Source organism: Ruegeria sp. YTSA064, from assembly GCF_059610325.1.
Genome location: NZ_JBXWNK010000005.1, coordinates 149,393 through 173,876, shown reverse-complemented (window position 1 = coordinate 173,876; position 24,484 = coordinate 149,393). Strand labels below are relative to the sequence as shown.

Below are 24,484 nucleotides of genomic sequence, written 5' to 3'. Positions count from 1 at the left end.
CTTCGGGCGCAGAATTCGTCGCGCCGATACACCCCTTTGGGCTAGGAAAGTCAAGGCGGGTCGCGCCGTCAAAACGGCCTTTGCACGTTGCCCGAGTAGAAATAGACACCAAGCCCAGCCGCAAAGATAATATTGCCGGCAATTGCATGTAGAAGAACAGCGTAGAAGAATGACCCTCGCTTGCGATAGGCCCAGGTGAACAGAAGGCCCCCGGCGAAGGTCATGATCGCGACGACCCAGCTCCAATACATCAGGTGCGCAAGCGAAAACAGCCCGGCGTTCAGCAGATAGGCCGCGCGCTCTTGGGGCAAGATCGAATGATAGCGCCGGAAAAAGAGAGAGCGGAACAGCAGCTCTTGCGGCAGAGCGGACAACAACGGATAGCCGATCCAAATGAATATCAGCATCTCCGGGCGATACAGCAGCAGAGCAAAGGCTGCATCTGGTCGTGCCCACAATACTAGGGCGGAACAGAAGGCAGCCATGAACAGGGCAAATGCAACGACTTCCGTCCACGACCAATTTCGCCAACCATATCGAAGCTCGGCCCAAGAGAATCCGGGCGTATCCTGCAGCAGCAAAATGCCGAGGCCGGTAAACGCAAAGAGAGAAGGAAACATCCAGCTAGGCGGGAACAAAGTCGCGATCAGGACCGGGACGGCGACATAGAATAGTATGAACTCGATCCTGAGGCGTTGGTTGGTTGCTGGGGTTTCCACCCACTCGGTGTTTCTGCTCAAAGTGCTACAAGCTCCGCCCGGATCAGCCCCCGCAGGGAATTTCCAAAGTAGATAGATTGTGCGTTTTGAAGATCGGTCAAGGTCAGAACAGCTTCGCTAACTTGTTTATTATCCAACAATTCCTCTCGCAGAATACCCGGAAGCAAACCGCAATACAGAGAAGGCGTCAGTTGTCTTCCATCGGGCATGGTCAGGAACAGGTTCGTGATTGTACCTTCGCAAAGCTCCTCCCGTTCGTTGAGAAATAGCAGTTCGTCAACACCCTGCAGCAGCTCTGCCCGCGCCTTGTCATATACGGCCCGACGGGTCGTTTTGTGGCGCAACCAGATATCCGACGATGACAACCTCCGATCCGCCAGACCCACACGCCAGACCGATGGGTTGGCTGCAAGTTCCCCGATTGTCAGCTCAAAATTACCACGTGCGTCCAGCGTCAGGCGGCAGCGCATCGAGGTTTCCCGCGATGCATTCTCCAAAGTTTGATGGGCAGAGGCACGGTCAAACGCTATCCCCAACTTCTCAGCTGTGCGGGCCATGCGGGACAGATGGCGGTCGAGACGAACAAACCCTTGCCCCGGCCGGAACGCCAGAGTTTCGATCAGACGGAAATCAGGCTCAGTTGGTGGGCGAAGCGGGCTTTCCATAGCGCCTCCTCATATTCTGAAGGGGCAGTGCTGTCCCAGACCAGCCCACCGCCGACGTTCAGGGTCGCTTTGTCGTCTTCAACCATAAGAGTGCGGATGGCCACGTTGAATTCAGATCGCCCATCCGGTGCTGCCCAGCCAATGGTGCCGCAATAGGCATCGCGGGGCCACGGCTCAAGATCAGACAGGATTTCCATCGCCCTGATCTTAGGTGCCCCGGTGATCGAGCCGCACGGGAAGAGGGCCGTCAGAATATCCGACAACCCGACGCCAACATGCAATTGCGCCTGCACCAGCGAGACCATCTGGTGCACGGTTGCATAGGTCTCGACCTTGAACAGCTCGGGCACTTTTACCGACCCGGCCAAAGCCACCCGGCTGATATCGTTGCGTAACAGATCAACGATCATCAGATTCTCAGCCCGGTTCTTTCCGTCTGACGACAAGAAAACGCGGCGGCGTTCGTCTTCGACCGGGTCTTCGCTGCGCGGTTGGGTGCCCTTCATCGGGCGCGTTTCGATCCGACCTTCGGCATCGGTGCGGAAGAACAGTTCAGGAGATCGGCTCAGCAAGTCGGGCAAGCCATCCTGCTGGACCATTGCGCCATGACCAACAGGCTGGCCCGCCGCCAGCGTAGCGTAAAGCGCGGCGCTGTCTCCGGTCACTTCAAGGTCTATCGGGAAAGTGAGATTAGCTTGATAGATGTCCCCAGCACCGATGGCGTCATGCACCAATCGAAAGGCTTGGGTGTAGCGCGCTTCGTCCCAACGAGGTTCAAACTCGGTGATACCCCCAATATTTTGTAACAGGCCAACGCGATCCGGTTCATCAAACACCCCGAAACACAACAACGGCAGGCGACGACCTGCTGGCAATCGATCCGTGAGCCTTGGCTCCAGGACATAGCCAAGTTCGTAACTTGCGTATCCTGCCAGCCAAGCCCCATCCGCGCGCACCTGATCAAGCGCCGCCAGAGCCTGGGGCACCTCCTCCGCGTTGTCCGCGCGGATGATCCGGATTGGACTGTCGAACCGAGTTCCACGCCCGGCTGGTCCTTGATCGAAACGAATACGCAATTGCATCCTCATTTGCCGTGCTGCGCGGTATAGAGAATAGCGCGCCGAGGGAAAGAGGGGAAAGCGGCAATTTCAAACCCATTTCCGATACCTCTTGCACCTTTTCGCGCGGTCCCTATAACGCAGGACAATTTGGGCGCTGGGGCGGTGCCCTGACTCGCGGACAATCGAAGGAACAAGGCCATGCCGAGAAGAACCGACATCCAGTCGATCATGATCATCGGGGCGGGGCCCATTGTTATCGGTCAGGCGTGCGAGTTTGATTATTCCGGTGCACAGGCTTGCAAGGCTCTGCGCGAAGAAGGCTACCGCGTTATCCTGGTGAACTCGAACCCGGCCACGATCATGACCGACCCCGGTCTGGCCGATGCGACCTATATCGAACCGATCACGCCCGAGGTTGTCGCCAAGATCATCGAAAAAGAACGCCCCGATGCCCTGCTGCCCACAATGGGTGGACAGACCGGCCTGAACACTTCGTTGGCACTGGAAGAGATGGGCGTGCTGGACGAGTTCGGTGTCGAGATGATTGGCGCCAAACGCGACGCCATTGAAATGGCCGAAGACCGTGCTCTGTTCCGCGAAGCAATGGACCGGCTGGGTATCGAAAACCCCAAGGCCGAAATCGTGACCGCGCCCAAGGATGAGGACGGCAAGAAGGACCTCGACGCGGGCGTGGCGCTGGCGCTGGACACGCTTGAAACCGTGGGCCTGCCCGCCATCATTCGCCCCGCTTTCACGTTGGGCGGCACCGGCGGTGGTGTGGCGTATAACCGCGAGGACTACATCCATATTTGCCGCTCGGGCATGGATGCCTCGCCCGTGGGTCAGATCCTGATCGACGAAAGCCTGCTGGGCTGGAAAGAATATGAGATGGAGGTGGTGCGCGACACCGCCGACAACGCCATTATCGTCTGTTCCATCGAAAACGTCGATCCGATGGGCGTGCACACAGGTGACTCGATCACAGTGGCCCCTGCCCTGACGCTTACCGACAAAGAATACCAGATCATGCGCAATCACTCGATTGCCGTGCTGCGTGAAATCGGCGTCGAAACGGGCGGCTCGAACGTGCAATGGGCGATTAACCCGGATGACGGCCGCATGGTCGTGATCGAGATGAACCCCCGCGTTTCCCGGTCGTCCGCGCTGGCATCGAAAGCGACGGGTTTCCCGATTGCAAAGATCGCCGCGAAACTGGCCGTGGGCTATACGCTGGACGAATTGGACAACGACATCACCAAAGTCACACCGGCCTCGTTCGAGCCGACTATCGACTATGTCGTTACCAAAATCCCGAAATTCGCGTTTGAGAAATTCCCGGGATCTGAGCCCTACCTGACCACCGCGATGAAATCGGTGGGTGAGGCCATGTCGATCGGCCGCACGATCCACGAATCAATGCAGAAGGCCCTGGCTTCGATGGAATCCGGTCTGACCGGCTTTGATGAGATTGAAATCCCCGGCCTGAATGTAGGTGTTTGGGAAGAAACCGACGACAAAGCTACCGTAATCAAGGCTATCAGCCAGCAGACCCCAGATCGTCTGCGCACCATTGCCCAAGCCATGCGCCACGGCCTGACTGATGATGAGATTTTCGGCGTCACCAAGTTCGACCCGTGGTTCCTCGCCCGCATCCGTGAGATCATCGAAGCCGAGCGTCAGGTTCGTGAAGACGGCCTGCCGGTGACCGAGGACGGTATCCGCAGGCTGAAAATGCTGGGCTTCACGGATGCGCGCCTCGGCAGTTTGACCGGCCGCGACGAAGACAATGTTCGCCGCGCCCGCCGCAATCTGGGTGTGAATGCAGTCTTCAAACGCATCGACACCTGCGCCGCTGAGTTCGAGGCGCAGACACCCTATATGTACTCGACCTACGAGGCCCCGATGATGGGTGAGGTTGAATGTGAGGCCCGTCCGAGTGACCGCAAGAAGGTCGTTATCCTCGGCGGTGGCCCGAACCGGATCGGCCAGGGGATCGAGTTCGACTATTGCTGCTGCCACGCCTGTTTCGCGCTGACCGAAGCCGGGTACGAGACCATCATGGTCAACTGTAACCCCGAGACAGTCTCGACCGACTACGACACCTCGGACCGGCTGTATTTCGAACCACTGACCTTCGAGCACGTCATGGAAATCCTGACGAAAGAACAGGAAAACGGCACGCTGCACGGTGTGATCGTTCAGTTCGGCGGTCAGACTCCGCTGAAACTGGCGAACGCTTTGGAAGCCGAAGGCATTCCGATCTTGGGCACCACTCCAGACGCCATCGATCTGGCCGAAGACCGCGAGCGTTTCCAGGCGCTGGTCAACGATCTGGGTCTGAAACAGCCCAAGAACGGCATTGCTTCGACTGATGAGCAAGCGCTCGAAATTGCCGAAGAGATCGGCTTCCCTCTGGTTATCCGTCCCTCATATGTCCTTGGTGGTCGCGCGATGGAAATCGTGCGCGATATGGATCAGCTGCGGCGCTATATCAACGAGGCCGTCGTGGTCTCGGGCGACAGCCCGGTTCTGCTGGACAGCTATCTGGCCGGGGCGGTCGAGCTGGACGTGGATGCGCTGTGTGACGGCACCGATGTTCACGTCGCGGGCATTATGCAGCATATCGAAGAGGCAGGCGTCCATTCGGGCGACTCGGCCTGTTCGCTGCCGCCCTATTCGCTTTCAAAAGAGATCATTGAACAGATCAAGGATCAGGCGTTCAAGCTGGCCAAGGCGCTGAACGTTGTGGGCCTGATGAATGTGCAGTTCGCGATCAAGGACGGCGAGATTTATCTGATTGAGGTAAACCCGCGCGCCTCGCGTACGGTTCCGTTTGTCGCCAAGGCAACCGACAGCGCGATTGCGTCCATCGCCGCCCGCGTGATGGCCGGCGAGAAGCTGTCAAGCTTCCCGCAGCGCCCGGCTTACAAGACCGTCGACGACACCAAGATCGCCGATCAGATGACCCTGGCCGACCCGGACATGCCGTGGTTCTCGGTGAAAGAGGCGGTGTTGCCCTTCGCCCGCTTCCCCGGCGTAGATACCATTCTGGGCCCTGAGATGCGTTCGACCGGAGAGGTCATGGGCTGGGACCGCGACTTCCCGCGCGCTTTCCTGAAAGCACAAATGGGGGCCGGAATGGTGCTGCCCAGCACAGGTCGTGCGTTTATCTCGATCAAGGATGCCGATAAAGGTCCGGATATGCTCGAAGCAGCGCGTGTTCTGGTTGAGCAGGGCTTCGAGCTTGTTGCGACCCGCGGCACACAAAGCTGGCTGGACGGCGAAGGCGTACCGTGCGGCGTGGTCAACAAAGTGTACGAAGGCCGCCCGGATGTGACCGACCTGATGAAGGACGGTGGCGTGCAGTTGGTCATGAACTCGACCGAGGGCGCACAGGCGGTAGAAGACAGCCGCTCAATCCGTTCGATCGCGTTGTATGACAAGATCCCATACTACACCACAGCCGCCGCCAGCTACGCCGCTGCGCTGGCGATTAAGGCGCAGGCCGAAGGCGATGTTGAGGTGAAATCGCTGCAGGGATAGACCTTTGCATCCAAATGTATGAATTGACCCCGGCCTTGGCCGGGGTTTTTTTCTTCCCCTCCATGCCCGTCGCCCACATGATGGGTGGGGAAGGAGTGCTCATCGACCTCTACACCACATACGGAAGCAACGACCTGCCGCGGGCCATCCGCTTTTATGATGCGATCTTCGCGGTTCTTGGTCAGCCGCGCCTGCCCGGATGGATCGACGGTTGGGCTGGATGGGGCACCGATCCCGACAGCGGCACTGGCTTTTGGATCTGCAGACCGTTTGATGGAGCCCTCACCGGTACCGGCAATGGCACGATGATCGCCTTTCCCGCCAGAAGTGCTGATCAGGTCCGGCGTTTCCATGCCACCGGTTTGGAAAACGGCGGTACGGATGAAGGCAAACCGGGCGTCCGGCCTCATTACGAGCCCGGATTCTATGTGGCCTATCTGCGCGATCCTGATGGCAACAAGCTATCCTGCTTCTATTACCATTATGATCCCGAAAAGGATGCCGGCAGCTGATCAGCCGGCAGCCAGGCGTCGCCTTTCTTCACGGTTGAAGAACAACATGTAGAAGACCGGCGCAGCAACCATGGTCAGGATGGTGGCAAAGGCCAGACCGCCCATGATCGTGACCGCCATCGACACAAAGAACGCATCCGTCAGCAGTGGAGCCATCCCCAGAATCGTCGTGATCGCCGCCAACATCACCGGGCGCAGACGCGAGACCGAGGCCTCGACAATCGCGGGACGCAGGGCTTTACCGGTGGCGCGGACCAGATCGATTTCTTCGACCAGAACGATGCCGTTCTTGATCAACATTCCTGACAAGCTGAGCAGCCCCAAAAGCGCTGTGAAGGTGAATGGCAGACCCGTTCCAAGCAGACCGATAACTACACCATTGACGGACATCGGGACCAAAAGCCAGATGATTACCGGTTGCCTGATTGCGTTGAACAGCAGCACCGAGATTAGCACCATAATCAGCAAGCTCAGCGGCAATTGCCGCCCAAGGCTGGCCTGCGCATCGCCCGAGTCTTCAAACTCTCCGCCCCATTCCATGCTGTAGCCAATGGGCAGTTCCATCTCTTCAATGGCGCTGCGCACTTCGGAATGGACCTGCGCGGCGGTCATGTCTGCAGGAATATCTGCGCCAACCGTGATGGTCAGCACTCGGTCACGGCGATGAACCAAGGTATTGAGCGCTTTGTAGTCGAACCCGTCCACCATCTGTTCAATCGGCACGAACCGTTCCGATTGATCGGAATAAACCACCTGATCGACAATCGAATAGTCTCCATCTGCCGGGCGACGCAGGATAATCGGGATCTGGCGGTCACGTTCGCGCAGAACACCGCCGGTAATCCCATCGGTCGAAAACTGCAGCGTGGCGGCAATATCTTCTCGCGACACACCTGCCGTTTGCGCCCGTTCTGTCGCATAGATTGGCTGCACAGCCAGTTCCTGCTCGCGCCAATCGTGATGCACATGCAGCGCATTCGGGGAGGCCGCTGACATTTTTTGCACGGCTTCTTCGGCCAATTGGCGCAGAACAACCGGATCACTGCCCGAGAACCGCGCCTGGATCGGATCACCTCCGCCCGGGCCAAAGATCAGACGCTTGGTTCGGAACTCACCCTCAGGAAACTGGGCTGAGCCGAATGCTTCGAGATCAGCCTGCAGGGCCGGAATATCGTCCAGCGTTTCGGTACGGATGATCATGTGGCCATAGCTTGGGTTTGGCTTCTCAGCCGCATAGGTCAACATGAACCGCGTGGCCCCCTGCCCCACGAACGTGGCGACTGAGACGACATCATCACGTTCGGCCAACCAATCTTCAAACACAGCCATGTCTTCCGCCGTACGGGCAATCGGCGTGCCTTGCGGCAGTTTGTAGTGCACGAAGAACAGCGGCGTGTTTGAGTTGGGGAAGAACTGCTGTTTCATTAGGCCGAACCCTGCGAAGCAAGCGACCGTGATCGCTATCAATCCTGCCACTACCAGCCAACGGAACCGCAGCGCCCAGTTCAGGACTGCTCCGTAGACGCGGAACAGAAATCCGCCATAGGCATCAATCTCACCTTCTTTGCCCTGCTTGAAGAAATAGTGGCCGAGCAAAGGTGTCACTGTGATTGCCAGAACCCAGCTAAGCAAAAGTGAGATGCCGATCACGGCGAATAGCGAGAACAGGAACTCCCCGGTCGCATCGGGGCTGAGCCCGATCCCCGCGAAGGCCATAATCCCGATCACCGTCGCGCCCAGCAGCGGGATTTGCGTTTTCGAGGCCACATCTTCTGCCGCATCACGAGAGCTTTTGCCCCGCAACATCGAGATCTGCATCCCTTCGGCCACAACGATGGCATTATCGACCAACATTCCCATCGCGATGATCAAAGCACCCAGCGATATGCGCTCCATCTCGATCGAGAACATCGACATGAACAGTAGCGTTCCGACAACGGTCAGCAGCAGGGTCGAACCCACAACAATGGCGGCGCGCCAGCCCATGAAAATGCCCAGAACCGCAACCACGATGCTGACCGACATGGCGAGGTTCAGCAGGAAGGCGTTCGAGGCCTCATCGACCACAACATGCTGCTGATAGATGGGCAGGATTTTGACACCAAAGGGAATTTCCGAATCCAGTTCCGCCAGTTTGGCATCCGCGCGCTGGCCGACCTCGACGATGTTTTCGGTGGCCAGTCCGGCTATGCCCAGCGTGAACGCCTCGGTCCCGTTGAAGCGGATCATGATGTCGGGATCGTTCTGCCGCCCGCGATAGACATCGGACATGTCAAACAGGTTGATCACTTGCCCCTGCGAACCGACCGACAGCCCGGCGATGGCCGACACGCTGTCCGAGCCTTCGGCAGTCAGGATCGTCGTCCGGTCACCTTCCGACCGCAATGAGCCCGAGGCGTTGACCGAATCCGCGTTTGCAATTGCCTCATTGATCGCCTGTAAGGGCACGTTCTGATTGACCGAGATCGAGAGGTCGGGTTCGATGAAAATCGCTTCGTCCGGCAAGCCCTGCACCTCGACATCAGCGACTCCGCTCACAGTCAGCAATTCGCGGCGTAGAAATGTCGCAAGCTCGTGTTTCTCGGCGTCCGAAAACCCATCCGCTGTGACCGCATAGAACAGTCCAAATACATCCCCGAACCCGTCATTCACGTAGGGCGCACCCACCCCCGAAGGCAGTCCGCGCGCGGCATCACGCACTTTTGCGCGTAGGCGGGTCCAGATGTCCGGCAATTCGCTGCCGTCATAGGTTGACTTTATCTCGACCTCGATCAGCGATTGGCCGGGCCGATTGACCGAAGTGATGACGTCCACCTCGCCCATCTGCTGTATCGCGGATTCCAGCGGTTCCGAGACCTCTAGCGCCACCTGTTCAGCAGTCGCACCGGGATATTGCGTGGCGATCACCGCCTGTTTGATTGTGAAAGCCGGGTCTTCAAGGCGACCCAGCGACGTGAAGCCCCAGATGCCGCCGAACAAGGCAATCAGGATGAACAGCCACGTATAAAGCGGCCGGTCGATCGAAGCGCGTGCGATGCTCATGAAACCGCCCTCAGTTCGAGAAGCCGACAAAGCGGCGGACGGTTTGACCTTCGGTCAATGCACCCCCACCCGCGACGACGATTTCTTCGCCATCGGTCAGGCCGGTGAGCACGCGGACATCGCCGCTCTGCGTTGGTTCGATCGTAACTGGAACCCGGCGGACCGTGCCTTCGTCGGCGCCAACCGGCGAGAAAACCATAACGCCCAGCGCGCCGCTGGCATCAGCTACTATAGCCGTTGGTGGGATGATGATCCCGGTACGCTCATCCTGCACCTGCACCGTAACCGTGACGGAGGAGCCGGGTAGAATTTGCAACCCCTCTGGCGGGGTCAAACCAAACTGGATGCGGAACGTCTGGCCCACGCTTGAGGATTCGGCATCGAATTCTCGTATCTCCAGCGGAAAAATCTCGTCGCTGACCGGGAACTTGGCGGTAATCGTGATATCATCCTGCTGCCCGGAGCGCTGAAACAGGATTTCAGGCACATCAACCTCAATCCGCAGTTCAGACATATCGTGGAGTCGCACGATGGGGGTGCCCGCTGAAACAGTCGTAAACGCTTCAACAGCGCGGCTTGAGACCAGCGCGTCAAAGGGAGCCGTCAGAGTTGCGTGCTCTAACGCGTACTCGGCGTCCCGTACGGCAATCGCAGCCAATTGCGCCGCTGTTTCGGCATCGTCAACAGCCACTTGGCTGGCTGCCGTTCCACGCAGTCGAGACAGACGGGCAAGGGTGCGGTCCGCCTGATCTTTCTGCAGGCGCGTGCGGTCAAACTGCAGCTCAAACGGTTCCTGATCGAGACGGGCAATCAGTTCACCTTTGGGGATAACAAAACCTTCGGTCACAGGCATCTCGACGATCTGCCCCGCGACCTGAAATGCCAGATCAACGGTCTGACGCGCGGCGATCCGACCAAAGAACTGGCGCGAAAAGCCGGGTGAAGTTTCGCTGACCTGCATCAGTTTCACAGGCTTTGCAGGCTCTTGCGCCATAGCTGGGGCAGTCAACAAGGACAGTGCGAGGCAAACAGAGGTCAGGAGTTTCATTTCTTCAATCCCTCGGGAATTCCGGTTTTCAGAATATTATCGCGGATTTTGCGCGCCAGTCGGGCAAATTCAGCGGTTTCTTCGGCGTTCAGGCCAGAGGCGCTGCGAAACAGTTCTCCGGCCACGGCCACCAGCATATTGCGGGCCTCTTCGCCTTGTTCGGTCAGGACCAAAAGCCAGGCGCGGCGATCTTCCGGGTCACGCTGACGGGTCAGATAGCCTGCCTGTTCTAACGCGTCCGCAGTCGCAGTGATCGTAGACGGAACGGTCAGCATATCTGCCGCCAACACCCCCATACGTTTGGGCGCATCCAGCTTGATCAGCATATGACATTCCTGATGGCTCAGGTCCGTTTCGATGCAATCAAAGCTCTCTTCCAGTTTCCAATAAAGCGCATAGACCCCCATCATCGCCTGAATCTCAGGGCTGAGGCGGCCTAGTCGGGTGCTGATTTCGTCAGACATGGGTCTCTTCCATCCGAATCGCGGCGAAATATACTTCGAATAATGAACTATTCAAGTTCTGAAGCGGCCGCGTGTGCATTCCCTTGGGTCAACACATCTTGATCAAAACCAGTGGGGACTGCATTTTGTGCAGATCATGAACTCAGGATCAGCCATGTACACTCCTGCCATCACCGGTACCGGCGTCTATACGCCCGAGAACATCATCACCAACGCCGAACTGGTGAAAGCATTCAATGCCTATGCTGACCGGATGAACGCCGAAAATGCGGATGCGATTGCAGCGGGAGAGATGGAACCGATGCAGCATTCCTCGGAAGAATTCATCGTCAAAGCATCGGGGATTGAAAACCGGTATGTGATGGATAAGACCGGCGTTCTGAACCCCGAGATCATGCATCCCGCGCTGCGCCAGCGCAGCGACGACGAACCTGGGATCATGACCGAGATGGCCGTGGATGCGTGCCGCAAGGCCCTAGCTCAGGCAGGGCGCGATGCCGAGCATGTCGATCTGGTGATCTGCGCCGCCTCGAACCACGAACGCGCCTACCCGGCGATTGCAATCGAGATTCAACAGGCACTTGGGATCGAAGGGTTCGGGTTTGACATGAACGTGGCCTGTTCCTCGGCCACCTTCGGCATACAGGCAGCGGCTGATATGGTGCGTTCGGGATCGGTACGTGCGGCGCTGGTGGTGAACCCCGAGATTTGCTCGGGCCATCTGGAGTGGCGCGACCGGGATTGCCACTTCATCTTTGGTGATGTGGCCACAGCAACATTGGTCGAACGCCGTGACAATGCAAATGGCCCGCATTTCGAGATCATCTCGACCCGCTGCGCTACATCATTTTCCAACAACATCCGGAACAATAACGGCTTCCTTCGCCGCTCTCGTCCAGATGGGGTTCAGGATCGCCGCGACATGCAGTTTATGCAGAACGGGCGTAAAGTGTTCAAGGAAGTGCTGCCTATGGTCAGCAAACATATCAGCGACCATATGGAGGCCGAGGGTATCAGCAGCGATAACCTCAAGCGTCTTTGGCTGCATCAGGCCAACAAGACTATGAATGATTTCATCGGCAAAAAGGTTCTGGGCCGTGAACCTGAGGCGGAAGAGCAACCTAATATTCTGCAAGACTATGCCAACACATCCTCGGCAGGATCGATCATTGCTTTTTCAAAACACTCCGATGATCTGAGTGACGGCGATGTGGGGCTAATCTGCTCATTTGGCGCTGGGTATTCCGTAGGATCGGTGATTGTGAAGCGGCACCAATAAACGGCATATATTCATTTCTTTGCCTACCCGTTCCTTTCGGCCTGCATCGTTTCAGCCCGAAATTGTTGCTTGAAAATTTCTTCAGATAAGCCCCACCGATCCTTCATCTTCGATCAACACTTCATACACGGGTGCCCCGGGCATCCGAGTGGAGTATTGATGGGAGCCCTAAGGTATGGGAAAATCGATGAAAACTGAGATGGTCGCGCTGGTTGCTGCGCCATTCATCGGAGTCATGTCCAGCAGCGCGGCTGTTGCCGAGGCTCAGGTCTGTACAGTCAACACAGCGCGCAGCGCCGCGAATAGCGGTGACTATGGATCGCTTTGCGACTGCTCACATGTCACGCCCGGTTTTATCAAACATCTGCAAAAACGCTCGGACCTGCCGGATATCTTGCAGAACACGTCAGCGCTATGCCCAGGGCTAACCAATTTGCTTGTCGATCTTCCAACGGCGTCTATCACCGGCGCATCGACTGGAGAGGATCGCAGCAGTGATCCGAATTTAAGGTCTGCCGTAGCTGAAAAAGATGAAGACACAGGACCAAATGCAGGCGGAGGCACGGGAGCTGGCGAAGGAGATACGCCTGGAAACGGCGGGGGCGAACCCGGAGATGGAGGAGACAACCCTGGCGATGGAGGCAGCAACCCCGGTGATGGCGGTGACAAGCCCGGCAAGGGTGGCGACAAACCCGGTAAGGGCGGTGGCAAAGGTGGCCATGGCGGTGATAAGCCCGGAAAGGGCGGGGCCAAAGGCAACAACGGTGGTGGGAATGGCTCAGAAGGTGCCAGCCCCGGGCGTGGAAAGAATGCCAACAACGACGAAGGCTGATTGAAGGGGCTGTCCTTCTCCAATACGAAGAAAGGCGGCCTGCGTGCCGCCTTCTTCAACAAGAAATCAGTGCAAATCCATGCAGAGACTTGGCACCAACAAGTGCGGATGTGTCAGCTGACGCTTTCTTCTTCAAGGTGCAGCTTCATCTCGATGAGCACCTGCTGCAGCATGCTGGTCTCTTTCAGCAAGCGCTTTGCCTCGTTGACGGTGATGATGCCATCTTCGATTGCGGTCTGATATTCGGTCATCAGCATCGCAAAGCGTTGGCTTAATGCAATGACGTCAGAATTCACGCCACCGGTACGAGGGCCTTCTGAATTCCGACCGTTATAAGACAGGGTGATACCCTGCAAATCGGCCAGTGCCGAGGTGACATGCGGGTAAGCTGCGGCGTTTTCCAACTGCGCAACAGCATCCACAGGCATGAAGCGGTCAACGTGTTCGGCATTGTCTGAATAATATCTTCCCAGGGTGGCTTTGGATTTACCAGTGATCTCGCACGCGGCTTCGATCCCGACATCCTTTACCAATGCCTCGGTATGCTTTTTCAGATAGGCCCCGATATCTGCCATGTTGCTACCCTTGTTACCTGCGTTCCTGTCCCCCGCCTGTCCGTGCCGGGGGAAAGGGTGGGGAAATTTCCCATATTCGAGTCATAATTGAAATGCCATAAATTGACTATCCCTCAGATATGCAGGGATTTTGTGAGTGAGTGGCGGCCGTTCGTGCCGGTAAAGAGTGATTGCAGGGCAATATTACCGCTTTGCAAAGTAAATAGGCCAACTATAGGCCGAAGACGCCGCTGTTGCGGGCGCGAGGTTATCCATCCCCAAGAGCAACTGCTCGGCCTCTGCTGCTGTAATGGCGGCGTCGCTTTCGCCGTACATGAGACCGCTTGCCCAGACCGATCAGGCGAATTAGACCCACGGCATGGCAAAGCTCTATTTCAACTATTCGACCATGAACGCGGGCAAATCGACCGTGTTACTGCAGGCCTCGCACAACTACCGTGAACGCGGTATGGATACCTATCTTATGACCGCTGCCATCGATGGGCGCGCGGGTGAGGGGCAGATCGCCTCGCGAATCGGAATTTCCGAACAGGCGGATAAATTTCACCCCGCCGACGATGTGTTTGCCATGATCGAAAACCGTCTGAAACAGGGGCAGATTGCCTGCGTGTTCATTGATGAGGCCCAGTTTCTGTCGGAAGAACAGGTCTGGCAGCTTGCGCGTGCTGTAGACGACCTGAAGGTTCCGGTGCTGACATACGGATTGCGGGTGGATTTTCAGGGCAAGCTCTTTCCGGGATCTGCCACACTTCTGGCATTAGCTGACGAGATGCGCGAAGTGCGAACCATCTGCGAATGCGGCCGCAAGGCGACCATGGTGATTCGTCAGGATGAGAACGGGAACGCCATCACCGAAGGGGCCCAAGTCCAGATCGGCGGGAACGAGACCTATGTTTCGCTCTGCCGCAAACACTGGCGCGAGGTTGTCGGCGACTAGACCGGGTTGGGCAAGGCTCGCCCGGCAACAAATGCCGCCACATTGTCCAGCGCCATATGGCCCATATCGGTGCGCACCTCTTCCGTTGCCGTACCCAGATGCGGCAACAGCGTCACATTCTGCATCTCACGCAAAGTAAGTGGAACTTCGGGTTCGAATTCGTAAACGTCCAATCCGGCACCAGCGATCTGCCCTTCTCGCAAAGCAGCAATTAACGCTGTCTCATCTATGACTTCACCGCGTGCGATGTTGACCAGAAATCCATCGGGTTTCATCGCCTCCAGCACTTCGGCGTTAACCAGATGGCGCGTTTCAGTCCCGCCGGGAACGGCTAATACAAGAAAATCTACAGACGCCGCCAATGCGTCGAGATTGGGAAAGTACTCAGTTGGGAAATCCACCTGCTTTGGGCTACGCGATTGATACGCGACGCTCATGCCAAATCCAAAATGACAGCGTTGAGCAATCGCCTGCCCAATCCGCCCCATACCCACGATACCCACCTTCTTACCGCTTACATGATGGCCCAGCATTTGCGTCGGGTGCCATCCTTCCCAGCCGCCTGATCTAACCAGACGCTCCCCCTCACCCGCACGGCGCGCGGTAGCCAACAGCAGAGTCATGGCAATGTCTGCCGTGGCATCTGTAACAGCGCCGGGCGTGTTGGTTACCGAAAGGCCTGCTGTCCGCGCAGCGTCCACATCAATATGATTGTAGCCAACGCCGAAATTTGCCAGCAGTTTACAGCGTGGCTCAGACGTTTGGGCAAACACCTGTGCCGAAAACTGATCTCCGAGCGTGGGGATAACGACATCAAATTCGGTCAGCGCGCGCACCATCTCGTCTTGTGTTAGAGGCGAGGTCGCCTCACGAATTTCGACGTCGAACTCTGCTCGGGCGCGGGCTTCGACAGCCTCAGTCATTGGGCGGGCAATCAGCAATTTCATTAGTGCATCCGCCCCCCGGTAGGAACCTCTCCGTCCGGCCCGATCAGGACGATCTCTCCGTTTTCGTCCGGAAGACCCAGCACCAGAACCTCGGACATGAACTTGCCGATCTGACGCGGCGGGAAGTTCACAACAGCCATCACTTGCTTGCCCACCAGAGTCAACGGGTCGTAATGGGCGGTGATCTGGGCAGACGTCTTGCGCTCACCTATCTCATCACCAAAGTCGATCCACATCTTGATCGCGGGCTTGCGAGCCTCTGGATATGGTTCAGCACGGACGACCTCGCCAACACGAATGTCGACTTTGAGAAATTCGTCAAATGTGATCTCACTCACGAGACAGCTCCTTGGATCGGTTGGTTGCGGCTTTGACGGCACGATGCAGCAGGTCTGGGAACCCTTCCTCTTCGTGCATAAGCACCTCAAGCGCTGCCTGCGTGGTGCCATTGGGCGAGGTTACATTGACCCGCAATTGCGAGGGATGCTCATCTGCGGCCATCGCCAACGCCCCTGCCCCGGCTACGGTTGATTTGGCCAACTTCATCGCCAGCTCAGGCGGCAAGCCATGTGCTTCACCTGCTTGTGCCAGCGTTTCAATTAAGTGGAAAACATAGGCCGGACCTGAGCCACTAACGCCAGTGACGGCATCCATCTGCGTCTCATCATCAAGGCGCACCGTTTCGCCAATCGCCGAAAGCAATCCCTCGGCCAATACAATATCGGCATCCGAGGCTTCCGAATTACCAATCAGCGCCGTAATCCCCTGCCGAACCGCTGCAGGTGTGTTTGGCATTGCTCGGATGATGGGTGTGTCCGCACCCAGAACGTTTTCGAAAGTGGCCAAAGATGTGCCGGCAGCGACCGAAATGAACAGACTATCGCCACCGCCCAGCGCCTGAATGGCAGGCAAAGCCTCACCCATCATTTGCGGCTTAACGGCCACCAAAACTACCGCGGGGGATTCGGGAAGGGGCGTGTTTATGTTGACGCCCTGCGCCTTCAGCCAGTCAGAGGGATAAGGATCGATCACCCAAACCGATGCTGCGGGCAGGCCATGTTCCAACCAACCCGCAAGCATCGCTGAACCCATCTTGCCGCATCCCAGAAGCACCAACCCCTGTTCGGCAACGCGTGAGATATTCATGATTGCCCCTCCCCTATGGTTTGGGGCAAAGCTTTACGCGCGGCCGTAAGCCTCTGCAATGGCGACTTGCATTGCCTCTTCGGGATCACGGTTGCCCCAGGTCACCAGTTGGATCGCGGGGTAGTAGCGCTCGGCGCTCAGTACCGCTGCGGTGATCATGGTATCGATTTGTTCCGGGCTGGCGGTCTGACCACCGGCCAGTACCAAGCCATAGCGATAGACCATCAATTTTTGATTGGCCCAGTAGGTAAACGCCCCGGCCCAACACTGATCATTCATCTTGTTCAGCAGTTCATAAAGCTCGGTTTCACGCTCGGCTGGAGGCTCCATCTCGAACGAACACACCATGCGCAGCGTTTCGTCGTAATTCGACCAGGCCAGTGTGATCGAGTATGTGCGCCACTGTCCTTCAACAGCCATGGCAATCTGATCATCCCCGATCCGGTCAAAATCCCAGTCGTGATGTTCTGCAAGATGTTCAACAATGTCGATCGGATGAAGGTCTTCTTCGAGATACTGCTCGGAAAGGGCCATAATGCCACCTCACTAATCTCTAGCAATTTGGGGCTGGCAGCGCCCCAGCGCTAGTTGCCTGCTCTACAAGCCGGGCTTCCCCAGTCTGTCTGTACTAAATATGGTGCGACGCACGCCGGGTTCTGGCAACCCTAATTATTGGGGATAACAGCAATAAGTTGTGGACAGTTGGCAACGCCGATCAAAATATTGGCGTCTCACGCAGCTTTGTCTTGATTATTTTCTGCAAGGCGGCATCATACACAACACCGCACAATCCAAGTCTGGATTGCGCGGCTGATCATCTTTGCCTGAAATTTGCGATTCAGTCGGACTTACTTGTCCAGCTTCGCTTCAAGTGCGGCAATACGCTGTTCAAGCGCGGCATTTTCTTCGCGCGCTTTTTGCGCCATGGCCCGCACGGCATCAAACTCTTCCCGGGTGACAAAGTCGCGATCAGCCAGCCAGCGATCCATCATCGACTTCATCGCATTTTCAGCTTCTTCCCGCGCCCCTTGCGCCACGCCCATGGCGTTGGTCATGAGTTGAGACATATCGTCCAGAATCTTGTTACGGGTTTGCATGGGCTTTCTCCGATTTCACGATTGCTCTCTATATGGGTAAAGAATGGCCCGGGCTCAAGGTTGACTTGCCCCGTAAACCCCGGGCAATGAGACGCACATGCAGGCTGTACTGAATTTTCCCGATCTGTCACCCGACGTTTTCTCGATCTCTGTGTTCGGGATGGAGTTTGCGCTGCGCTGGTATGCGCTGGCCTATATCGTTGGCATTCTGATTGCTTGGCGCGTGGCGCTGATGGCGCTGCGGCGACCTGGGCTTTGGACAGACGAGACACCCCCGATGCGTCCCGACCAGCTTGAGGATTTGGTCACCTGGATCATTCTGGGTGTCATCCTCGGGGGCCGTTTGGGTTTCGTCCTTTTCTATCAGCCCGCCTACTACCTATCGCACCCGCTGGAAATCCTGATGGTCTGGCAAGGCGGCATGGCGTTTCATGGCGGCCTGCTGGGCGTGATCATCGCCAGCTATCTGTACGGTAAGCGCAACAAGATTCCGCTTCTCTCGCTAGCCGATCTGGTCGCCCACACGGTGCCACCCGGGTTACTGCTGGGGCGGCTCGCGAATTTCAGCAATGCCGAACTTTGGGGGCGGCCCAGTGAGCTGCCATGGGCGGTGATCTTTCCCGGCAGCGCGGCACAGGATTGTCCCGGCGTTGTGGCCGGAATGTGCGCCCGCCATCCTTCGCAGCTGTATGAAGCAGCACTTGAGGGGCTGCTTCTTGGTGCACTCCTGATCTGGTTGGCCTATCGGCGTGGCGCGTTTCAGAAACCCGGTCTGATTATGGGCGTGTTTCTTGCAGGCTACGGCGCTTCGCGGTTCCTGGTCGAGTTCTTTCGCCAGCCGGACGCCCAATTTATCACACCCGGCAACCCGCTGGGGCTTGCATGGCATGTGGGTGGGTACGGCTTGACCATGGGGCAGCTTTTATCATTGCCGATGATTGCACTTGGCCTTTGGTTTGCGCTGCGGGCGCGGCGTAGATCATGAATCTGAAGGATCTTCTGCTCCTCCGCATTCAAAATGATGGCCCCATGACCGTCGCCGACTACATGACCGAATGCCTGATGCATCCCGAGCATGGCTATTACGCGACCCGCGACCCGCTGGGCGCCCAAGGTGATTTCATCACTGCTCCGGAAATCAGCCAAATGTTCGGCGAGTTGATCGGTTTGTGTCTAGCGCAATGCTGGCTTGATCAGGGCAAACCCGAACGCGTCGCACTGGCAGAGCTTGGCCCCGGTCGTGGCACGCTAATGGCAGACATCTTGCGCGCGACAAAAGGTGTTCCCGGATTTCATAACGCGATCGAGGTTATGCTGTTCGAGGCCTCTCCGGTCTTGCGCAGCATCCAGTCCAAAACCCTGCAGAGCTATAAACCCCAATGGGTCGAGGCCATTTCTGATCTACCTGATCTTCCGCTGTATCTGGTGGCAAACGAATTCTTCGATGCTCTTCCCGTACGTCAGTTCCTGCGTGACGGCGAAGGTTGGCGCGAGCGATTGGTCGGGGGTGACGGCACTTCACTTGCATTCGGACTTGGCGCGCAGACCCCTCAGGCTGCACTGAACGAACGATTACAGGATACACAGGATGGCGATCTGGTCGAGTTATGCGCTGCTGCATCCTCCATTCTGAGCAGCGTCGCGGGGCAGATTTCACGGAATGGCGGGGCTGGGCTCATCATCGATTATGGCGACTGGCGATCTCTTGGAGACACTTTGCAAGCCTTGCAGACACATAAAACAGTCGACCCATTGAACCAACCCGGCCAGGCTGACCTGACAGCGCATGTCGACTTTGAGGCATTGGCGATTGCGGCGCGCGCTGCGGGCTGTGTCCATTCAAGGTTGACACCGCAAGGGGTGTTTCTTGAACGACTAGGGATCACCGCGCGTGCTCAATCTCTTGCTGCCCGGCTCAGCGGGTCACAGCTTGAGGCGCTGATATCCGCACATCGACGGTTGACGCACCCGGATGAAATGGGAAACCTATTCAAAGTACTGGGCCTATATCCGCAACACGCTGCACCGCCACCGGGACTGGAACCATGACATTGGAAATCCTCACATCTGATATTCTGTCCCCTGTACGACACGGGTTCTTCAGTCGTCGTGGCGGCGCCTCGTCCGGTATTTATGCCGGTCTCAATTGCGGAACCGGATCGACTGATCTGGCCGAGGCCGTAGCCTTGAATCGTTGGCGCGTTGCCCAGGCCATGGAAGTCACCCCAGAGGGCTTGATCGGCGTGCATCAGGTGCATTCTCCGACCGTAATCACCGTGGACGGACCAATTAATGGCGAGAAGCCCAAAGCAGACGCAGTTGTTACGGCGACGCCAGGCCTCGCCCTGACGATATTGACGGCGGATTGCCAGCCAGTTCTATTGGCTGATTCTGACGCGAAAGTGATCGGTGCGGCGCACGCGGGTTGGCGCGGAGCGTTAGACGGCGTTCTAGAGGCAACTCTTGATGCGATGGAGGGATTGGGGGCCACACGGGCAAACACTGCAGCGGTTATTGGTCCAACCATTTCACAACGTGCATACGAAGTTGGCCCGGAATTTCTGGACAGCTTTGTCGCTGACTCATCGGAAAACACGCGTTTCTTCGCAAATGGCGAAGGCGACCGCCTGCACTTTGACTTACCCGCGTTTGGCCTGCACCGTTTGCGTCAGGCCGGTGTTGGACAAGCTGAATGGATTAAGCACTGCACGTATTCTGACCCTGATAGATTTTATTCCTATCGGCGTTCAACCCACGCCAATGAGGTCGATTACGGCAGGTTGATTTCAGCGATCAGGCTGTAGATCTAGCCCGAATTAAGGCAACTTCGCCCAGATTCTGCCACATTTATTGTGTTTATCTGTCACAGAATCGTCTCAAATTTTCACCAATGCTCAGACGGTTACCCGAAATTGGGGCAACTGAGCGTTGGCGTACGTAGCCAAGAGGTAACTAAAACCTTCTTATTGTCCTGAATTCATCCCGGATCAGCCTTATCGGTGCCGCAAAGCCGCATCACATTTGGTCGACATACAGGAACCGGGCGTTTCGCCCCAACGAAGCAGGATGATGAATATGAGAATGAAATCGCGCTTTCTGAATGCCGTGCTTACGGCCATTAAGGATCAGGAACCAGAAATGCCCTGGAAGCGGGTTTCTAGTCACTCTGTCAGAGTCGCGCGCCGCCTGGCGGCCAGACGCTGACAAGCAACCCCATGGGACCAGCTGCCGGTCTCAACGGGCAAGCCACATACCGGGTAATGCTCCGGTTCGGTATGTGGGGTCGCGATCGAGATTGCGACCATGTTTCGGAGCGTGTGCGTGCGGGCAATTGAAGCCTGCAGTTTACGAGTTTGTCTGGGGGGTCATGAAATTGACCATGAACATTGGTGTTTACTTTTCGCGGCGCTGCGCACGTGCAGCATCGACCGGTGTTTATCCCTTTGATTAAAGACAAAGAACATTGCCGTTTGGCGCAGTTGCACGGGGGTTCAAAATGCCCGGACGGTATTTAGAGGAGACGGAATATATGGCTATTCCAAATTCTCTGGCACAAGCTGCCAGAAACGCGGTCGAGACGTCAGCGCTGTTGCGCGATGTGCCTGGGCCGTCAACAAAACCTAAGGCCCAACTTCGAAGGTACGAAGTTTCTTGCCTGCTGGAAAATGGGGATGTTTCACAGACAAGGCATATCGCACCGGCCTTACCGATGTTCGAAGATGCGTTTTGCGCCTTTACACGTGGCTCGTTGGTCGAGACAACGCATGGTCCAATGGCCATTGAAGACCTGATGCCCGGTGATGATGTTCTTACTCAGGACGGATCATCCGAAACGGTGCTTTGGAAGGGGTCTGTAACACTAATCCCGGGGCGCGAAGATTCGCGTGGACGGACCCGTCCGCTGACCCGAATTATGGCCGACACCTTTGGAATGCAGAAACCAATGTCGGGCGTTATCGCTGGTCCCGCAGCACGCCTGCTCGCGACACCAGCGCATATGCGCCATTTGCATGCCGGCCAACCTATGCTGACACCCGTGAATGAGTTCCAAGACGGTACGAGCGTAATTGAAACACTACCGCCGACTCCGGTCGAGTTGTTCCATATCTGCGTCGCGCGACATTCGGTCATCCGGGTTGATGGTCTGCAATTCGAAACCTACCATCCCGGCGTTAACGCCGTACGGATGATCAGCCACTCTTTGCGATCGATCTATCTGAATCTATTCTCACATATCGAATCACTGAACGATTTTGGCCCATTGCTCTTGCCAAGGGCCGGAGATGGTGAAATTGACGCCTTAACAGCGTGAAATGGTTAACGATTACTGCAAGTGTAGAGGCATCATGCAGATATTAGTAATTTGGGCACTATCCCTGGCTGTGGCAGCGGTGCTGTCACCATGCGCGGTGGATCAATCTGGCATCAGGGTCAGGCCGTCTGGTTCATCCGGTCTTCCAGTACGTCAAATGGTACGCCTGGCTCGTCTTTTGCGCCTCGGATAACGAGCGAGGTTTTCACGCTGGCAACGTTTGGCGTCGTTAGCAACTCGCCCGTAAGAAATTGCTGAAAACTGCTGAGATCCGGTGCAACGCATTTCAGGATGAAATCCACTTCGCCGTTCAGCATGTGGCATTCACGGACTAAAGGCCATTCGCGGCAACGGTCTTCAAAGGCACTGAGTTCGGATTCAGCCTGGCTTTCCAACCCGACCATCGCAAAAACCTGCACCTCGAATCCAAGTTCGCGGGCGTTCACATCCGCATGGTAACCATGGATATAGCCCGAATCCTCCAATGTCCGCACCCGTCGCAGACAGGGTGGAGCCGATATTCCAACGCGTTTGGCAAGTTCAACATTGGTCATTCGGCCGTCGGCCTGCAGCTCCGCAAGAATCTTGCGGTCGATTTCATCCAATCGGGTCGCGACCATCGAATGCTCCTAAATTTTTCCGGTTGTTATATCAGCAGCCCCGGTGGGCGCAATAATATTTCACGACTGAGCAATTTTCGTTATCTCAAATGTATGTTCGCCCGATCATCCTGTCATCAGTCGCATCACGAGCTTGCAATATGAAAGGGCTTTAAGCTCTGCGTTGTGGTCGCTATATCGATCCGGATTGGAAAATTGCCCTAAAAGGCAGATCGAGTGGGGATACCATGGCTGAAACACGACACACAAAGGTTTTGATCATCGGATCGGGACCGGCCGGATACACTGCTGGCGTCTATGCAAGCCGCGCCATGCTGGAGCCGATTCTGGTGCAGGGGATCGAGCCTGGAGGGCAACTGACCACTACTACCGAAGTCGAGAACTGGCCCGGTGACACCGAGGTGCAAGGGCCGGATCTGATGGTGCGGATGCAGGATCACGCCAAGGCCATGGGATGCGAGGTCATCGGTGACATCATCAACGATCTGGACCTCAGCCAGCGCCCCTTCACGGCCAAGGGTGACAGCGGCACAGTTTATACTGCCGATGCAGTAATCCTGGCCACAGGCGCGAGGGCCAAATGGCTCGGCCTGCCATCCGAGGAAAAATTCAAAGGCTTTGGCGTCTCGGCCTGTGCCACCTGTGACGGTTTCTTCTATCGTGGGCAGGAAATTGTGGTAATCGGAGGTGGGAACACCGCGGTGGAAGAGTCGCTGTTCCTGACCAATTTTGCCAGCAAAGTCACGCTGATCCACCGCCGCGATGAGCTGCGCGCCGAGAAGATTCTGCAGGACCGGCTGCTCAAGAACGAAAAGATCGAGCCGCTGTGGTTCCATGAATTGGACGAGGTCGTTGGCACCGATGCTCCGCTGGGCGTCGAAGGCGTCAAGGTCAAGAACGTCAAAACCGGAGAGATCACCGAAATCCCGTGCAAAGGCGTGTTTGTCGCTATCGGTCACGCCCCGGCGAATGAACTGGTTAAAGACACCTTGGAAACCCACATGGGGGGCTACGTCATTACCAAACCGGGCACGACCGAGACCTCGGTTCCGGGCGTCTTCGCAGCCGGGGACTTGACCGATCATGTGTATCGTCAGGCTGTAACGAGCGCTGGCATGGGTTGCATGGCTGCGCTGGACGCCGAGCGGTTCCTGGCGGAGAACGACTAGAATGATCACAGAGTTCTCCGGCCCGGTCTGGAGAATTCTGTTCCGCAGCCAATTGGGCATCCCATTGGCACCTGCCCGCGCACCCGAAGGCCGGTTTCATCATTCCGGCCAATTCGCCCTGTATGCTTCACTAAGCGCAGAAGGAGCTGGGATCGCCATACGGCGTTATGTCTCGCCATGCGATCCACCGCGTGTAATTCAACAGTTTCAGGTTTCCGCAGCGCATTTGATGGACTTGCGGGGGCGCGCCGATGTCTCGATTGTCTGGCAAGACCTGCGGGACAACGGCACCCCTTCCCCAACTTGGCGATTTTCGGATGAAGCACGCGCAGTTGGCGCGGACGGGCTGTTGTACAGTTCGCGTTCGCGGACCGAACTTAGCCATCTCGTGTTGTTCAGTACTGGGGTCAATTTGATACAGCCGGCTAGCACGCCTAACGATTGGCGTCCCGAAAGGTAACCTTGACCGGCGCACACCGCCGTATCAGGATCGTTTCAAGCAACGCGACGAACAGG

General features: G+C 56.9%; 24 protein-coding genes. 11 read left to right on the top strand and 13 right to left on the bottom strand.

Annotated elements, in window-relative coordinates; translation table 11 throughout:
- Window positions 1–68: 68 nt before the first annotated feature.
- From AC2FI7_RS09390 to AC2FI7_RS09380, 3 genes are read right to left on the bottom strand one after another with little or no spacing between them, the layout of a single operon-like run.
- Window positions 69–719 (bottom strand): CPBP family intramembrane glutamic endopeptidase, encoded by a 651-nt coding sequence (locus tag AC2FI7_RS09390; RefSeq protein ID WP_238528796.1) that lies wholly within the window; start codon window positions 717–719, stop codon window positions 69–71.
- A gap of 17 nt (window positions 720–736) precedes the next feature.
- Complete coding sequence (locus AC2FI7_RS09385) at window positions 737–1,384, bottom strand: aminotransferase class IV family protein (protein ID WP_029621983.1); 648 nt, start codon at window positions 1,382–1,384, stop codon at window positions 737–739.
- Window positions 1,339–2,466 carry an aminodeoxychorismate synthase component I gene (locus tag AC2FI7_RS09380; RefSeq protein WP_010441816.1) on the bottom strand — a complete coding sequence of 376 codons (1,128 nt, stop codon included), beginning with the start codon at window positions 2,464–2,466 and terminating at the stop codon, window positions 1,339–1,341. Before AC2FI7_RS09380 ends, AC2FI7_RS09385 begins: the two co-directional genes overlap by 46 nt.
- Window positions 2,467–2,643: 177 nt before the next feature.
- Between AC2FI7_RS09380 and carB the strand changes: the two genes are divergently transcribed.
- Window positions 2,644–5,988 (top strand): carbamoyl-phosphate synthase large subunit, encoded by a 3,345-nt coding sequence (gene carB / locus AC2FI7_RS09375; RefSeq protein ID WP_496815827.1) that lies wholly within the window; start codon window positions 2,644–2,646, stop codon window positions 5,986–5,988.
- Between the two features lie 14 nt (window positions 5,989–6,002).
- The gene (locus tag AC2FI7_RS09370; RefSeq protein WP_496815826.1) at window positions 6,003–6,500 is read left to right on the top strand and encodes a VOC family protein; all 498 of its coding nucleotides are present in this window, start codon (window positions 6,003–6,005) and stop codon (window positions 6,498–6,500) included.
- Here AC2FI7_RS09370 and AC2FI7_RS09365 read toward each other — a convergent pair whose 3' ends face one another.
- From AC2FI7_RS09365 to AC2FI7_RS09355, 3 genes are read right to left on the bottom strand one after another with little or no spacing between them, the layout of a single operon-like run.
- Window positions 6,501–9,542, bottom strand: a complete 3,042-nt coding sequence (locus AC2FI7_RS09365) for an efflux RND transporter permease subunit (protein ID WP_496815824.1) — start codon at window positions 9,540–9,542, stop codon at window positions 6,501–6,503. It lies immediately after the preceding gene.
- Between the two features lie 10 nt (window positions 9,543–9,552).
- A complete protein-coding gene (locus tag AC2FI7_RS09360; protein ID WP_010441812.1) occupies window positions 9,553–10,590 on the bottom strand; it encodes an efflux RND transporter periplasmic adaptor subunit in 1,038 nt (345 codons plus the stop codon).
- Window positions 10,587–11,054, bottom strand: a complete 468-nt coding sequence (locus AC2FI7_RS09355) for a MarR family winged helix-turn-helix transcriptional regulator (protein WP_010441811.1) — start codon at window positions 11,052–11,054, stop codon at window positions 10,587–10,589. The genes AC2FI7_RS09360 and AC2FI7_RS09355 overlap by 4 nt, the downstream gene beginning before the upstream one ends.
- Before the next feature lie 154 nt (window positions 11,055–11,208).
- Between AC2FI7_RS09355 and AC2FI7_RS09350 the strand changes: the two genes are divergently transcribed.
- Both AC2FI7_RS09350 and AC2FI7_RS09345 read left to right on the top strand, forming a co-directional pair.
- Entirely contained in the window at window positions 11,209–12,333 is a 1,125-nt protein-coding gene (locus AC2FI7_RS09350) for a beta-ketoacyl-ACP synthase III (protein WP_010441810.1), read from the top strand.
- A gap of 187 nt (window positions 12,334–12,520) precedes the next feature.
- Window positions 12,521–13,165: a hypothetical protein gene (locus AC2FI7_RS09345; RefSeq protein ID WP_029621981.1), complete on the top strand. Its 645-nt coding sequence runs from the start codon at window positions 12,521–12,523 to the stop codon at window positions 13,163–13,165.
- Between the two features lie 113 nt (window positions 13,166–13,278).
- Here the strand turns inward: AC2FI7_RS09345 and AC2FI7_RS09340 are convergent, their stop codons facing one another.
- The gene (locus tag AC2FI7_RS09340) at window positions 13,279–13,740 is read right to left on the bottom strand and encodes a hypothetical protein (protein WP_010441808.1); all 462 of its coding nucleotides are present in this window, start codon (window positions 13,738–13,740) and stop codon (window positions 13,279–13,281) included.
- A 358-nt stretch (window positions 13,741–14,098) separates the two neighbouring features.
- Here AC2FI7_RS09340 and AC2FI7_RS09335 point away from each other — a divergent pair, with 358 nt between their 5' ends.
- Window positions 14,099–14,677 carry a thymidine kinase gene (locus AC2FI7_RS09335; RefSeq protein ID WP_010441806.1) on the top strand — a complete coding sequence of 193 codons (579 nt, stop codon included), beginning with the start codon at window positions 14,099–14,101 and terminating at the stop codon, window positions 14,675–14,677.
- Here AC2FI7_RS09335 and AC2FI7_RS09330 read toward each other — a convergent pair.
- The 5 genes from AC2FI7_RS09330 to AC2FI7_RS09310 form a co-directional block, all read right to left on the bottom strand.
- Window positions 14,674–15,624 (bottom strand): 2-hydroxyacid dehydrogenase, encoded by a 951-nt coding sequence (locus AC2FI7_RS09330; RefSeq protein ID WP_010441805.1) that lies wholly within the window; start codon window positions 15,622–15,624, stop codon window positions 14,674–14,676. The two genes, AC2FI7_RS09335 and AC2FI7_RS09330, sit on opposite strands and share 4 nt — an antisense overlap.
- Window positions 15,624–15,962: a tRNA-binding protein gene (locus tag AC2FI7_RS09325; protein WP_010441804.1), complete on the bottom strand. Its 339-nt coding sequence runs from the start codon at window positions 15,960–15,962 to the stop codon at window positions 15,624–15,626. The genes AC2FI7_RS09330 and AC2FI7_RS09325 overlap by 1 nt, the downstream gene beginning before the upstream one ends.
- Window positions 15,955–16,770 carry a pyrroline-5-carboxylate reductase gene (gene proC, locus AC2FI7_RS09320; RefSeq protein WP_010441803.1) on the bottom strand — a complete coding sequence of 272 codons (816 nt, stop codon included), beginning with the start codon at window positions 16,768–16,770 and terminating at the stop codon, window positions 15,955–15,957. The genes AC2FI7_RS09325 and proC overlap by 8 nt, the downstream gene beginning before the upstream one ends.
- A gap of 33 nt (window positions 16,771–16,803) precedes the next feature.
- Window positions 16,804–17,304 (bottom strand): type III secretion system chaperone family protein, encoded by a 501-nt coding sequence (locus AC2FI7_RS09315; RefSeq protein ID WP_010441802.1) that lies wholly within the window; start codon window positions 17,302–17,304, stop codon window positions 16,804–16,806.
- A 314-nt stretch (window positions 17,305–17,618) separates the two neighbouring features.
- Window positions 17,619–17,867: an accessory factor UbiK family protein gene (locus AC2FI7_RS09310; RefSeq protein ID WP_010441801.1), complete on the bottom strand. Its 249-nt coding sequence runs from the start codon at window positions 17,865–17,867 to the stop codon at window positions 17,619–17,621.
- Window positions 17,868–17,964: 97 nt separating this feature from the next.
- Here AC2FI7_RS09310 and lgt point away from each other — a divergent pair, with 97 nt between their 5' ends.
- From lgt to AC2FI7_RS09290, 4 genes are all read left to right on the top strand, one after another.
- On the top strand, window positions 17,965–18,852 hold the full coding sequence (gene lgt / locus AC2FI7_RS09305) for a prolipoprotein diacylglyceryl transferase (protein ID WP_010441800.1): 888 nt from the start codon (window positions 17,965–17,967) through the stop codon (window positions 18,850–18,852).
- Window positions 18,849–19,916 carry a class I SAM-dependent methyltransferase gene (locus AC2FI7_RS09300; protein WP_010441799.1) on the top strand — a complete coding sequence of 356 codons (1,068 nt, stop codon included), beginning with the start codon at window positions 18,849–18,851 and terminating at the stop codon, window positions 19,914–19,916. The genes lgt and AC2FI7_RS09300 overlap by 4 nt, the downstream gene beginning before the upstream one ends.
- Window positions 19,913–20,671, top strand: coding sequence for a peptidoglycan editing factor PgeF (gene pgeF / locus AC2FI7_RS09295; RefSeq protein WP_010441798.1), 759 nt, complete (start codon window positions 19,913–19,915; stop codon window positions 20,669–20,671). Before AC2FI7_RS09300 ends, pgeF begins: the two co-directional genes overlap by 4 nt.
- Before the next feature lie 725 nt (window positions 20,672–21,396).
- A complete protein-coding gene (locus AC2FI7_RS09290) occupies window positions 21,397–22,179 on the top strand; it encodes a Hint domain-containing protein (RefSeq protein WP_010441797.1) in 783 nt (260 codons plus the stop codon).
- A 119-nt stretch (window positions 22,180–22,298) separates the two neighbouring features.
- On the opposite strand, the gene AC2FI7_RS09285 is transcribed toward AC2FI7_RS09290, so the two are convergent.
- Window positions 22,299–22,799 (bottom strand): Lrp/AsnC family transcriptional regulator, encoded by a 501-nt coding sequence (locus AC2FI7_RS09285; RefSeq protein WP_010441796.1) that lies wholly within the window; start codon window positions 22,797–22,799, stop codon window positions 22,299–22,301.
- A 227-nt stretch (window positions 22,800–23,026) separates the two neighbouring features.
- Here AC2FI7_RS09285 and trxB point away from each other — a divergent pair, with 227 nt between their 5' ends.
- Entirely contained in the window at window positions 23,027–23,968 is a 942-nt protein-coding gene (trxB, locus tag AC2FI7_RS09280; RefSeq protein ID WP_010441795.1) for a thioredoxin-disulfide reductase, read from the top strand.
- Window position 23,969: 1 nt separating this feature from the next.
- Entirely contained in the window at window positions 23,970–24,428 is a 459-nt protein-coding gene (locus AC2FI7_RS09275) for an RES family NAD+ phosphorylase (RefSeq protein WP_010441794.1), read from the top strand.
- Window positions 24,429–24,484: the final 56 nt, after the last annotated feature.